Below are 12422 nucleotides of genomic sequence, written 5' to 3' on the forward strand. Positions count from 1 at the left end.
AAATGTCTCTTATTTGCAATATCATAAATTTTCAAACTGTTTGACTGAGGAAAAATTTCCTCAACTACATGGTATAGCTTATAATTTACACCCCTTTTATGGATAATGTCTCCATACTTTATTGCATATAACGACTCTACCGGCTTGTCTTTAAACAAAAGATTATAAGGCATTCCACAAGCCCCATATGAAACATCTCCGCTTGCCTCATAGACTACAACTTCCGCATCAGGAAGCTGCCTTTTTATCTGACTTGCAGCACTTAATCCAGCTGCTACCCCGCCGATAACAATTACTCTCATATCACACCCCTATTAAATTAAATCACCTTAATAAGTTAAAGTCAACCAAACTTCAAAAGTATAAAATAACAAAACATCGCTTTATTTTTTTTTATTTCATGATACAATATAGAAAAACTAAAGAGGACACAATGACTACTGGACTAATATTTTTAGTAATAATTATTGTCATAATTTTTGCATTCATCGCTTATTATAACAAATTTATAAAATTAAAAAATCAAGCAGATGAGTCTTTTAGCGGAATTGATGTGCAGCTTAAAAGAAGGCATGACCTCATCCCAAATCTTGTAGAAACAGTGAAGGGTTATGCAAAACATGAGGCATCTACATTAGAAAAAGTGGTACAGGCAAGAAATATGGCAATGTCTGCGAGTTCAGTAGAAGAAAAAGCAAAAGCTGAAAATATAATAACTGGGGCTTTAAAAAGTCTTTTTGCCCTTTCTGAAAGCTATCCTGAGCTTAAAGCCAATGAAAATTTTATCAACCTTCAAAACTCCCTTTCTGAAATTGAAGATAATATTCAAAATGCAAGAAGATATTACAATGCCGTAGTAAGAGACTATAACATATTATGCGAGGCTTTTCCTTCAGTAATAGTTGCAAATATATTTAATTTTAAAAAACGTGAATTTTTTGAAATTGAAGAAGCAGAAAGAGAAAATGTTAAAGTCAATTTCAGTTAAAATTTTACTTCTCAGCATATTGATATTTGGTTTGCCTCTATCAATATATGCAGAATATTTTTATATAAAAAATTATAATATTGATGTTAGACTGACAAAAGACTCTGTCATTGAAATAGAAGAAACTCTAAAAGTAAATTTTACTACTAAAAGGCACGGGATATTCAGGACTATTCCTTACAAGTATATTGTCAGTAAAAGTATTGATGAACCTCAAGCTTACAGACCTCTTATGAATGGCAAGGTTTACAAAATAGATATATTCGATGTCGATGTAGAAGGTTTTAAATTTACAACATATAAAAGAAATAATGATTTTTACATCAAAATAGGCGACAAAAACAAATATGTGTATGGAGATGTTACCTACAAAATAAAATATAAAATTTTTGGGGCAATAAACTTCTTTGATGAGCACAGTGAATTTTATTACAATTTGATTGGCACTGAGTGGCCTGTCCATATTGAAAATGCTACATTTAATATCTTCCTGCCAGATCAGTTTCTGCTGAATGAAGATGACTTAATTTTAGTTGGGGGACGCTATGGAGAAAGGAGGAAAATCGCAGATATTACAATTGCACCCGGGCTTATTTATGGTCAGACAAAGAAAGTATTAAATCCCCAAGAGGGACTGACCATTGTAGCAAAAATCCCAAAAAACTATCTTGAAAACGGGACTACTTTTCTGAAACTTAAACTTATTATAATAAATAATTTTGTCTATCTTACCCCTATTTTTGTGTTCATAGCGATGTTTAGTATATGGTTTTTGGTTGGTAGGGACAAAAAAATAATAAATTATGTCCAGTACGAACCTCCCAAAGGGATTACTCCGGCTGAGGCAGGGGTAATCATTGATGACACAACAGATAATAAAGATTTAATATCGCTAATATTTTATTGGGCCACAAAAGGTATATTAAAGATAGAAGAAGATGAAATAGATGGAATCTTCACTTCAAAAGAAGACTTTATTTTAACGAGAATTAATGATTTGCCTGAAAATGCAAAAAGTTTTGAAAAAACTATTTTTGATGGACTCTTCCCCGGAAGTACAAAGTCCGTAAGGGTATCGTCACTAAAAAACAGATTTTACACATATATGCAGGAAGCAAGACAGCAGCTAAATGAAGAAATAGCAAGACAAAATTATTATGTAAAGGGGACAAGGGGACTTGCTGCATTTTTTAAGTCTATCAGTGTGATTTCCCTGATAGGAGGGGTATTATATTCTATCTTTAACGGAAGACTTGATTATATAATTGTATTTGTCATAAATGCCATTATCATTTTTGTATTTGCCTATATTATGCCTCAAAAAACAGATTCCGGAGTTGAAAAATATCAAAAGTTAAGAGGGTTTAAAGATTTTATTCACAAAGTGGAAACACCAAAATTAAAAGTCCTGCTTTCAAAAGACCCTTTCTACTTTGATAAAACAATCCCTTATGCTGTCGCCCTCAATGAAGAAAAAACATGGGCAGAAAAATTCAAAAATCTTATTACCGAGCCGCCAGAGTGGTATATTTCAAGCACCAACAGGAGTTTTAATACAATTTATCTCGCAGATTCGATATCAAGTTCCGTTAAGACAATGAATCAGGTGTTTACCTCTATGCCGTCGTCTTCAGGTAGCGGCTCAAGCGGATTTTCAGGTGGTGGCGGATTTTCCGGCGGCGGATTTGGTGGAGGAGGCGGAGGAAGTTGGTAAAATTAGCTATTTTTACATCTTCTTTTACAGGGGAGCTCCTTTTAGAGGGTCTTTTAAACAAATCAATATTCCCGAAAATAGTAACGTATAAAGCTGATTTCCTAAGGACTTCACTCAGTCGAGACTTTTCAATATTTGAAAGCTTTTTCGAAATAACATATTTAAATTCAAACAAATATGAAGATAATAAAGAAATATTGAAAAAATTAAACTTTGATACAGCTCTTTGTATAGAGTGGACAAAAGATTTTTTTGCTAATTCTGTTCCACCTTTTAATGTGTATCACACCCATCCGGCTTTGCTACCTTTTTACAGAGGTTATGGAGCAATTACCGAACAATTTATTCAGGGTGTAGTTAAAAGCGGACTAACAATATATGAAAATTCTATAAAAATAGATGGTGGAAATATAGTTTATCAGGAAACTATCAATATTGATTTCAACGATTACCCTGAAGATTTTATAAAAAAGTATACAAGTAAAATAATTAATTTTATTGAAAAAATGTTATCCGGAGAACTTAACCTTGACACAATTAAACAAAATGAAGACTTAAGCTTTTATTTAGTTAGAAAAAGAAACAAGAATGCAATAATCGATTTTAACCGTGATGCCTACTCTATCTACAATCATATAAGAGGTTACAGCCATCCCTTTTTTGGTGCCCATTTTTACTATAGTGAGAAAAAAATCAAAGTATTTAAATCTGAAATAAGGGCTTGGCAGGGATATTATGGAGAGCCAGGCGTAATACTGGAAGTAAAAGAAGATTATATTGATGTAGCGTGTGGAACAGGCATGATAAGACTTAACAAATTAAAACAGGACGAAAAAAGTCTGGAAAACCTCGATAATATCTTCGAAGTAAACAGTAAACTAAACTATTAATAAATTAAGGGGTTTTGGCTGCCCCTTAATTTACACAATCTTTACCTGATATTTTTTTATAAAATCTGCAATGCATTACCCTTATCTCGTCCTCTGATTTAAAGCCTGTAAGCATCGAATTTAGTGAGCCCTTTATTGCAAAGAGTGACATGTAAAGATGCACAAGAAACATAACAAGTAAAGCCATACCTAATATATTGTGAATCATGGCATATATTCTCAAATTATCCGTAAAGTCAGAAAAACTGTACATATAATATCCCGTATATGCCATTACAAAGCCGCCCAATGTTGCAAGCCAAAACCAACTTTTTTGCCCTGGGTTGAATTTCCCTACAGGCATAATGTTTTCATTTTTTCTACTCAAATATCCTCCAAATTTTAAAAACCATGTTATATCCCCGGGAGCAAATATCATATCTTTTAACCACATTAGAAACATAAAAAAACCAAAAGGTGTAAACACAACCGCCGCAGGAAAATGCAGATATCTAAAAAACCTTACAAAACTCCCACCACCAAAATATTTGCCAAATACCATAATAAGACCTGTTATAACAAGAGTAAGGAAACTTAATGCCGCAGTCCAGTGAATGATTCTGTTTAAAACTGTAAATATCAAAATTTTTTTACCCTCATGGGAAAATTTTTTGGGGCCTATTAAGAGGTAGTGGAGTATAAATATCAAAGGAATTGCTACAAGTATCGATAGATATATGGTTTTAAAGTAGTTTTTCTGTAAATTTTCAAATGTTTGGCCGTATTTCTGCCAATTTCCCACATACCCATTTGAAATATCTTTATATATGTCAACATAGTTTGTTTGGATATGTAAACTTTTAACGGCAGAGCTTTTTTCAGCAGAAAACCCAAGTGATGCGAGAAACAAGAAAAACACTGTTAAAACACAAAATAATCTTCTCATATTACACCTTAAGATAAAGGGGCAAAATTTAGCCCCTATTTTTTATTATATGCTTTATCCCAGCCCCAGGCATTTGCACCAGAGCCACGCTTAAATCCCCTTTCTCTATATATATCAGCGACTTTGTCCCCATCACCGGCCAATAATGCTTTAGTTGCACACATTGATGCACATAGCGGAGCCTTGCCTTCGGCTATTCTGTTTTGGCCATAAAGTCTCTTCTCTTTGTCGCTGAAATTTTCTGCCGGTCCGCCTGCACAAAATGTACATTTATCCATAACACCTCTTGCTCCAAAAAAGTTACCTTTGGGAAACTGTGGCGCACCAAATGGACATGCAAAAAAACAGTACCCACATCCAATACATACATCTTTATTAACCAGTACAATTCCATCATCCCTCTGGTATAATGCATCAACCGGGCAAACAGCTATGCATGGGGCATCAGAACAATGCATACAAGCTACAGAAATGCTTTTTTCACCAGGTTTGCCTTCGTTGATTGTGATAACCCTTCTTCTGTTAATTCCAACAGGGATATGATGACCTTCCTTACAAGCAACTACACAACCTCCACAATCTATACATCTATCAACATCACATAAAAATCTCATTCTTCCCATAACGTACCCCCGTTATGCTTTTTTAATGCGACACAGACCAGTCTTTGTTTCCTGCATCTGAGTCACTATATCGTACCCGTAGTTTGTTACAACGTTTGCAGCTTCTCCAAGTGCGTATGGAGTTGTACCTTCAGGATATTTGTTTGCCCAGGAATCACCCATAAAAAATCCTCCAAAATGGAAAGGTAAAAATATAGTTTTTTCGTCAACTCTATCAGAAACCTTAACTTTAACTTTTATTTTTCCACCATTTGGAGATTCTACCCAGATTTCATCACCATTTCTGAGTCCATTGTCATTAGCAGTTTTAATATTTACTTCTGCAAACATTTCAGGTTGAAGTTCAGCCAAGTATTTATTACTTCTTGTTTCAGCACCACCACCCATATACTCAACCAATCTGCCTGTGGTTAGAATAAGCGGAAATTCTTTTACCCAGTCAATATTTTGTTCACTCTTATACTTGGTATAAACTCTGTAATGGTCAGGTTTATCATCATAAGTTGGATATTTTTTAACCATCTCAGGATCGGGGGAATGTAGCGGCTCTCTATGCACAGGAATTGGATCAGGAAACTCCCACACATAACATCTTGCTTTAGCATTTCCAAAAGGTGCCATACCTCTTTTTATAGCTTCTTGAATAGTTTTCTGTGATAGGTCTGTCTTCCAATTTGTCCCAGGGATAACATCTTTAAATTCAGGATAACCTGTTTTAATTTCACTGCCTGGATTTGCGACTCCGTCCGCAAGTATATTTTCCTCAGCATTTTTACCTGGATATTTATAGGTAACACCATATCTTGCCCTGAATGGAAGTCCACCTTTTGCAACAGGCTTTGAAATATCGTACAAAATTGGAGTGCCAGGATGTTCTGTAGTCCAACATGGCCATGGCAAACCGTAATATTCACCATTACAAGGACCGCCCTTGGCCTGAAGATCATCAACATCAAAAGTATGCCAATAATCAGTATGCTTTTTAATCCTCTCAGGAGTCTGCCCGTTATAACCAATTGTAAGAGAACCTTTATTAATTTCTCTTGTCACATCCTCGGGGACCTGTTTTATGTTTTTATAAAATTTATCCGCAAAGCCAAATTTATCTACAAAAAGCTTCATAATCTCATAGTCATCTTTTGTTTCATAAATTGGATCAACTACTTTGTATCTCCACTGAATACCCCTTTGAGTGTTTGTCACACTGCCACTTGTTTCATATTGGCTTGAAGAAGGAAGAATATATACATTATCCTTGTCGCAGGCAGCAGCGGTCATTGTTGGGAACGGGTCTATTAAAACTACCAAATCAATTTTATCCAAAGCTTTTTTCAGCTTATGATATTGCGACTGTGAATTTGAAGAACAACCCCAAAAAACCACAGCTTTTAATGGTGTGTACTGAGTAATTTTATCTTCCTGTATTACCCCTTCGTACCACCTACTTAGAGTAAATCCTGGCTTCGACATGTACTTTTCGTCTTTAAACCTGGATTTCATCCAATCAAATTCCACATCCCATACACGGCACCAATGTTTCCATGCACCTTCAGAAAGGCCGTAATATGCAGGCAACGTATGGGAAAGAACACCCATATCAGTTGCACCCTGAACATTGTCGTGTCCTCTTAAAATATTGGTGCCGCCACCAGATTTTCCCATGTTACCAAGAACAAGCTGCAAGATACAATACGCTCTAGTATTGCTACTTCCTATTGTATGCTGAGTCCCGCCCATACACCATATAACTGTGGCCGGCCTATTTTTGGCAAGAATACCAGCAATTCTCTTGGTCTCAGAAGCTGGTACACCAGTAATCCTTTCAACCTCTTCAGGTGTATAATTTTTTACTGTTTCTTTCAACTGCTCAAAACCAGTAACCCTTGTCCTTATAAACTCTTTATCCTCCCAGCCATTTTCAATAATAACATTGATTAGCCCCATTAAAAAAGCAGTATCTGTACCTGAGCGAATTCTTACATAATCGGTTGCTTTTGCAGCTGTCTTTGTAAAGCGAGGATCAACTACTATTACGGGAGCATTATTTACCTCTTTAGCATGTAAAACATGTTGCATAGCAATTGGGTGCGCTTCAGCTGCATTTGAACCTATAAAAAAGAAACATTTTGAATGCCTCATATCGTTAATACTGTTTGTCATTGCGCCATATCCCCAGGTATTTGCAACACCTGCAACAGTAGTAGAATGGCATATTCTCGCCTGATGATCTATATTGTTAGTGCCCCAAAATGCAGCCAATTTTCTTTGAAGATAAGCCATTTCATTTGAAACTTTTGCACTACCAATCCACATAACCGCATCAGGACCGTCTTTTTCTCTTATATCAAGAAGTTTTTTACTTACTTCATCTATTGCCTGTTCCCAAGAGATTTTTTGCCATTTCCCGTTAACTTTCTTTAAAGGATACTTTAACCTTTTTTCACTGGTAACCATATCTATAGCACCAGCTCCTTTACAACAATGCCCTCCCCTTGATACAGGATGATCAAAAGCAACTTCCTGTCTAACCCATACTCCATTTTGAACCTCGGCATAAATGCCACAGCCTACAGCACAATGTGTGCAAACTGTCTTGACAATTTTCGAATTCGGGTAAGGAGATGTAGCTGCATTTGCTTTCTTTACCAATGAGGGGGTTAGCCCTAAACCTGCCACTGCTGATGTAGCGGCAAACAGTTTAAGAAAGTCCCTTCGACCTACGCTTTCAGGAAGTACTGAAACTGCCACTTTTGTGTTGCCCTTAATGGTATTTACCAATTTATTTCTTCCCATAATAACCCCCTATTTTAAGGTTTCATAATACTTTTTAAAGTGCTCTGTCTCCCTATAGAGTATTTCGTTTTCACCCACTTCTTGTTTTTTTGCATAAGATTTCTTCGTCCCAAGTAAAGCCACACTAACACCTGTGGCCACTGCACCTAATTTCAAAAACTCTCTTCTTGATTTAAGCTTTTTCATAAAAACCCCCTAAGCATTTATGATTGCATCACACAAATAGTTTCTTTCCATTTCTATAAAAAACTCCATTAACAACCCTACACAAGCATAAAAATTTGCCATTTCACTATTTTTCAGTTCAGTACATAAACCTTCCATGAGTGGAGCAATAAATTTGGTAAAAAAGTCATACTGGACGTTTATTGCATACTCATTATCGATAAGATATATCATTACATCGGATATGAATGGTACAGAGTCTTCAGGCTCAAAATAATCTTCACTCTTGAACAGTTCCAGTCTCCAGATGAAATCTCTGATTTTTACAAGTGTATTACCAAAATTCTTGTTCTCGATATAAAAGGAAGCGTTTTTGTGTATAAGGTAATTGCTAAACGGATCCACAAATAAGATATTGTATTCTTCTTTGATCTTTTGCAAATCCAGGTTTTGCAGAACCGTCTGAAAAGATTCAATAATAAACTCTACCTTTTCATCTTTTACTTCGTAATTTTTTTTCAAGTTATCTACCAATTGGTTAAAAATATCTATCAAGGCAGCATCAGGCTCGTCTTGAAATGATTCTTTTACAATTTCGTAAAAAAACAGCCTTACTTCACTTATTTCATCTTTTTTCATATCTACTCCAACATCATGCATTTAATTCAAGAATTTTTATGACTCTGCACTCTTCGCAATAATTCAGATATTTCCCTTTCGATTCAAAATAGCCAGATTTGATAAGCTTTCTCTTTACAGTTTCAAATGCCTTCTTACTTGCAAATTCCTTTTTACATTCAGGACAAACTATAGGCTCATCTCGAAAAAGCTCTTTATTTTCAAAAAATTCTTCTGATAGAAGCAGTCCTTTTCGAATTTTTATTGCATTTTCCGGGCAGACATCTTCACATATTCCACATTGAATACAATATGAAGGATTGTGGTTAAGAGAATAATTCATCTGATTAGCACTTAGTGCTCCAATTTTGCAATGATTAACACAAGCAAGACATAAAGAGCACTTCAGTTCATCCAATTCCACTTCTCCAAAAATATTCAGATATTCTTCATCTATTAAGACTTTTCTGACAGGTGACTTTTCGAATAAGAAACCAATTATTGAAGCTAACTTTTTCCTTCTTGTATCAAACGAATAATCTGCATAAAATTCGCTAAGAGGATTTGGTCCGTAATATCCATCATCTCTAAACACTATAAAGTCAGAATAGTTGAAAAGATACTCTATAAGTCTGTTTGCAAATAAAATTTGATTACTATTACAAAGGCGTTCATCTAAAATAATTAATTTTGAAGCCCCACATGAGAATAAAAATAGATAGTTAAGCAGGTTAAAGTATTTTGGTTCAGATTCGATAAATTGGTAATTATAGGTATATTCGTCATCAATTTTCCATTTAAATCCTCTTATTTCTTCATGGTTGCCCAATACTACAACTTTGTTCTTAAAGTTATTTTCCTTAAAACTATCAATAAAATCAACATCTGAAACAGTCATACTCTGCATAGCACCGGTTGGACAAACTGAGACACACTTGCCGCATGATACACAAAGCAAATGATCGATTTTAATTTTTTTATCTTCAACATAAAGAGCGTATCGCTCACATGAGTCAATACATCTTTTACAGCCAAAATCTCGCTTACCACTGTACTGACAAATATTATCATTATGAGATATGCTTTCGCTAATCAAAAATTCTCCGGTCAAAGATAATACATTCTCGTAATCCTCAAATTTATAAATACCTGGAAGTTTATAATTATCAATAAGTTCATCTATATCCGTTAGAATAAATGCAGTTGTAATTTCAGATGTTTTTAAACTACGTAGACCAATACATTTTTCAGGGCACACTATTTCACATTTTTCACATAGGGTACATTTGTCAAAATTTATATCAAGATTTACTGAAATACATTTTTCAGGACATTCTTTATAGCATTTGCCACAATATGAACAAATATCAAATTTAATCACATCAAGAAATTCAAAGTTGACATTAAATGCCGGGAACCTACCAGAAATTTTAATATTTTTTGATGCAAAAAATTCCTTACTAAAAATATCTGAATAAAATATTGTATATATATTATAGATACCACCCAATATTTCTTCATATTTTCTCAATTTTTTTGTATTATCGGAAATCAGAAGCAAATTGTTTGGAACTTTTAGTTTGTAATCTGCCATATATAACCACTTTCTATTATAAATTATATTAAATTATATACTTTAGAATTTATAATGTCAAACAAACTTTAGTGTATTTTTACAAACATATTACAATAAACACAAATTAAAACACAATTTAATAATGTTTTAATTTACATTTTTTTATTTTGTGTTATTATAAGCAAAACTTTTGAGGTGAAATTATGATACCAATAATTTGTTTTGTAGGTGCTTCAGACTGCGGCAAAACGACACTTCTTGAAAAAATAATTCCAATTATTAAAAATAAAGGGTACAGGGTTGGAATAATTAAAAATGATACGCACGGTTTTGAGATTGACAGGGAAGGTAAAGACACATACAGATTAAAACAAGCAGGTGCATCATCAGTAATAATATCCGGTCCTGACAAATTTGCTTTGATATCGGACTCTGATAAGTATTACTCTCTTGACGATTATGCATTTATGCTGGAGGACAAGGCAGACATCATACTTACTGAAGGGTTTAAAAGCTCCAATAAACCTAAAATTGAAATTTTTCTAAACGGAGTATCAAACGATTTGCTGTGCAAAACTGATGAAACATTAATTGCGGTTGCCACTGATGTCCCTGAAATCGTTAGCAAGATTTACAAAAAGAAAATACTTGATTTGAATAACCCTGAGCAAATAGCCGATTTTATTGAAAGACACTATTTAGACAAAAAAAGAAGAAAACTAAGCCTAATTGTTAACGGCAAAAAAATTAAGGTAAAAGACTTTGTTGAAGATATTGTAACATCAACAATTATTGGGATGATCTCTGAATTAAAAGATTGCAATAACCCGAAAGAGATAAGGATTATTATAAATGACAGATAAACATACTGATTTGTACGAAGTATTAGATATTATAAAAAATATAAAAATTCCAATAGATTACGAATTTGTGCCCATTGAGAATTCATGTAATCTTGTATCTGCACAAAACGTCCTCGCATCCTTTGATTTTCCTCAGCATAACCGTTCAAAAATGGACGGTTTTGTGTTTGACTCAGAAACTACAAATATGAGTGAAAAATTAAAGATCATAGCTTTTTTAGGGGCAAATGATATTTTAGATATCCACCTTTCGAAGAATGAGTGTATAAAATGCTCTACGGGCAGTAATCTTGTAAATAACCAAAATACAGTTGTGCCTGTCGAATATTGCTCTGAAAAAAATGGCTATATCTACATTGAAAACGTTTTTAAACCAAAAAAAGGGTATATTGAAACTTCAGGAAGTATCTTCAAAAAAGGAGAAATACTAATTTCAAAAGGTAATTTGATTGATCACAGAGACATTGAAAGGCTGGTACTAAACAGAATCAATACAATTAAAGTAAATAAAAAACCTCTTATAGGGGTAATATCCACAGGAAGTGAGATAACTGAACAATACGTTATTAAGGAATCCATTATCAATAGTAATTTTTACATGCTACACTCTTTCCTTAAAACAAAACAAGTCCCATTCTCATATCTTGGAGTTATAAAAGACAATCATTCAGAAATTAAAGTTGCTATCGAACATGCAGTTAATAACTATGATATAATAATAACATTCGGCGGGACAGCATTGGGTCAAAAAGATCTGATAAAAAATATCATTTACGAAATTGACGGCAAAATTATAATTGAAAATATTAATGTAAGCCCCGGGAAAACCTTTAAACTTGCAATGGTTAAACAAAAACCAATATTTATATTGCCTGGAAATCCTGCTTCAGCCAGCGTGTGCATAGAGTTATTCCTTAACATATTTCTTGACACTGCATATTACGGCCAAAGCCAGCAACTATTTAATGCAAAATCATATATCAAGTTAAATAAGAAAAAGGGATTTTACAAATTTATTCCTGGTTATATTGAGCTAAAAGATAACGAAATAATATTTTATGACAGGCTAAGTGGAATTAAGGGCAAACAATTTATTAACGCTATTGGAATTATTGACAAAGAGATAGAAACATTAACGACAGGTAACTATATCAAAACATTTATAATATAAAAAAGCTCTGGCGACGACCTATTTTCCCGGGGGTTATCTTCCCCAAGTATTTTCGGCGCTGGAGGGCTTAACTTCCGTGTTCGGGATGGGAACGGG

At 34.0% G+C, this 12422-nt stretch carries 12 protein-coding genes and 1 rRNA gene; 5 read left to right on the top strand and 8 right to left on the bottom strand.

Features of this window, described 5'->3' with window-relative positions:
- Positions 1 to 302 (bottom strand): FAD-dependent oxidoreductase (locus ACTCAF_RS09545; protein ID WP_463063053.1); only part of this gene is annotated, 302 nt, incomplete at its 3' end.
- Between the two features lie 131 nt (positions 303 to 433).
- Between ACTCAF_RS09545 and ACTCAF_RS09550 the strand changes: the two genes are divergently transcribed.
- Genes ACTCAF_RS09550 through ACTCAF_RS09560 form a run of 3 tightly spaced genes read left to right on the top strand, consistent with a single transcriptional unit; the run spans position 434 to position 3592 of the window.
- Positions 434 to 988 carry a LemA family protein gene (locus tag ACTCAF_RS09550; protein ID WP_463063054.1) on the top strand — a complete coding sequence of 185 codons (555 nt, stop codon included), beginning with the start codon at positions 434 to 436 and terminating at the stop codon, positions 986 to 988.
- Complete coding sequence (locus ACTCAF_RS09555; RefSeq protein WP_463063055.1) at positions 939 to 2702, top strand: DUF2207 domain-containing protein; 1764 nt, start codon at positions 939 to 941, stop codon at positions 2700 to 2702. Before ACTCAF_RS09550 ends, ACTCAF_RS09555 begins: the two co-directional genes overlap by 50 nt.
- Positions 2696 to 3592 carry a formyltransferase family protein gene (locus ACTCAF_RS09560; protein ID WP_463063056.1) on the top strand — a complete coding sequence of 299 codons (897 nt, stop codon included), beginning with the start codon at positions 2696 to 2698 and terminating at the stop codon, positions 3590 to 3592. Before ACTCAF_RS09555 ends, ACTCAF_RS09560 begins: the two co-directional genes overlap by 7 nt.
- 25 nt (positions 3593 to 3617) lie before the next feature.
- Here ACTCAF_RS09560 and ACTCAF_RS09565 read toward each other — a convergent pair whose 3' ends face one another.
- The 6 genes from ACTCAF_RS09565 to ACTCAF_RS09590 are packed head-to-tail and all read right to left on the bottom strand — an operon-like array spanning position 3618 to position 10310.
- Positions 3618 to 4517, bottom strand: coding sequence for a formate dehydrogenase subunit gamma (locus tag ACTCAF_RS09565; protein WP_463063057.1), 900 nt, complete (start codon positions 4515 to 4517; stop codon positions 3618 to 3620).
- A 35-nt stretch (positions 4518 to 4552) separates the two neighbouring features.
- Entirely contained in the window at positions 4553 to 5140 is a 588-nt protein-coding gene (gene fdh3B / locus ACTCAF_RS09570; protein WP_463063058.1) for a formate dehydrogenase FDH3 subunit beta, read from the bottom strand.
- 12 nt (positions 5141 to 5152) lie between these two features.
- Positions 5153 to 7933, bottom strand: a complete 2781-nt coding sequence (locus ACTCAF_RS09575) for a formate dehydrogenase subunit alpha (RefSeq protein WP_463063059.1) — start codon at positions 7931 to 7933, stop codon at positions 5153 to 5155.
- A gap of 9 nt (positions 7934 to 7942) precedes the next feature.
- Positions 7943 to 8119 (bottom strand): twin-arginine translocation signal domain-containing protein, encoded by a 177-nt coding sequence (locus tag ACTCAF_RS09580; RefSeq protein ID WP_463063060.1) that lies wholly within the window; start codon positions 8117 to 8119, stop codon positions 7943 to 7945.
- Between the two features lie 9 nt (positions 8120 to 8128).
- Positions 8129 to 8737, bottom strand: a complete 609-nt coding sequence (locus ACTCAF_RS09585; RefSeq protein WP_463063061.1) for a TorD/DmsD family molecular chaperone — start codon at positions 8735 to 8737, stop codon at positions 8129 to 8131.
- 13 nt (positions 8738 to 8750) lie between these two features.
- Positions 8751 to 10310, bottom strand: a complete 1560-nt coding sequence (locus ACTCAF_RS09590) for a 4Fe-4S binding protein (RefSeq protein WP_463063062.1) — start codon at positions 10308 to 10310, stop codon at positions 8751 to 8753.
- A gap of 185 nt (positions 10311 to 10495) precedes the next feature.
- Between ACTCAF_RS09590 and mobB the strand changes: the two genes are divergently transcribed.
- Complete coding sequence (gene mobB / locus ACTCAF_RS09595) at positions 10496 to 11155, top strand: molybdopterin-guanine dinucleotide biosynthesis protein B (RefSeq protein ID WP_463063063.1); 660 nt, start codon at positions 10496 to 10498, stop codon at positions 11153 to 11155.
- Positions 11145 to 12326, top strand: a complete 1182-nt coding sequence (locus tag ACTCAF_RS09600; protein ID WP_463063064.1) for a molybdopterin molybdotransferase MoeA — start codon at positions 11145 to 11147, stop codon at positions 12324 to 12326. The genes mobB and ACTCAF_RS09600 overlap by 11 nt, the downstream gene beginning before the upstream one ends.
- A 5-nt stretch (positions 12327 to 12331) precedes the next feature.
- Here ACTCAF_RS09600 and rrf read toward each other — a convergent pair.
- A 5S ribosomal RNA gene (gene rrf, locus ACTCAF_RS09605) occupies positions 12332 to 12422 on the bottom strand; the annotation flags it as partial.

The sequence above is a fragment of the Deferrivibrio sp. genome (assembly GCF_055117995.1).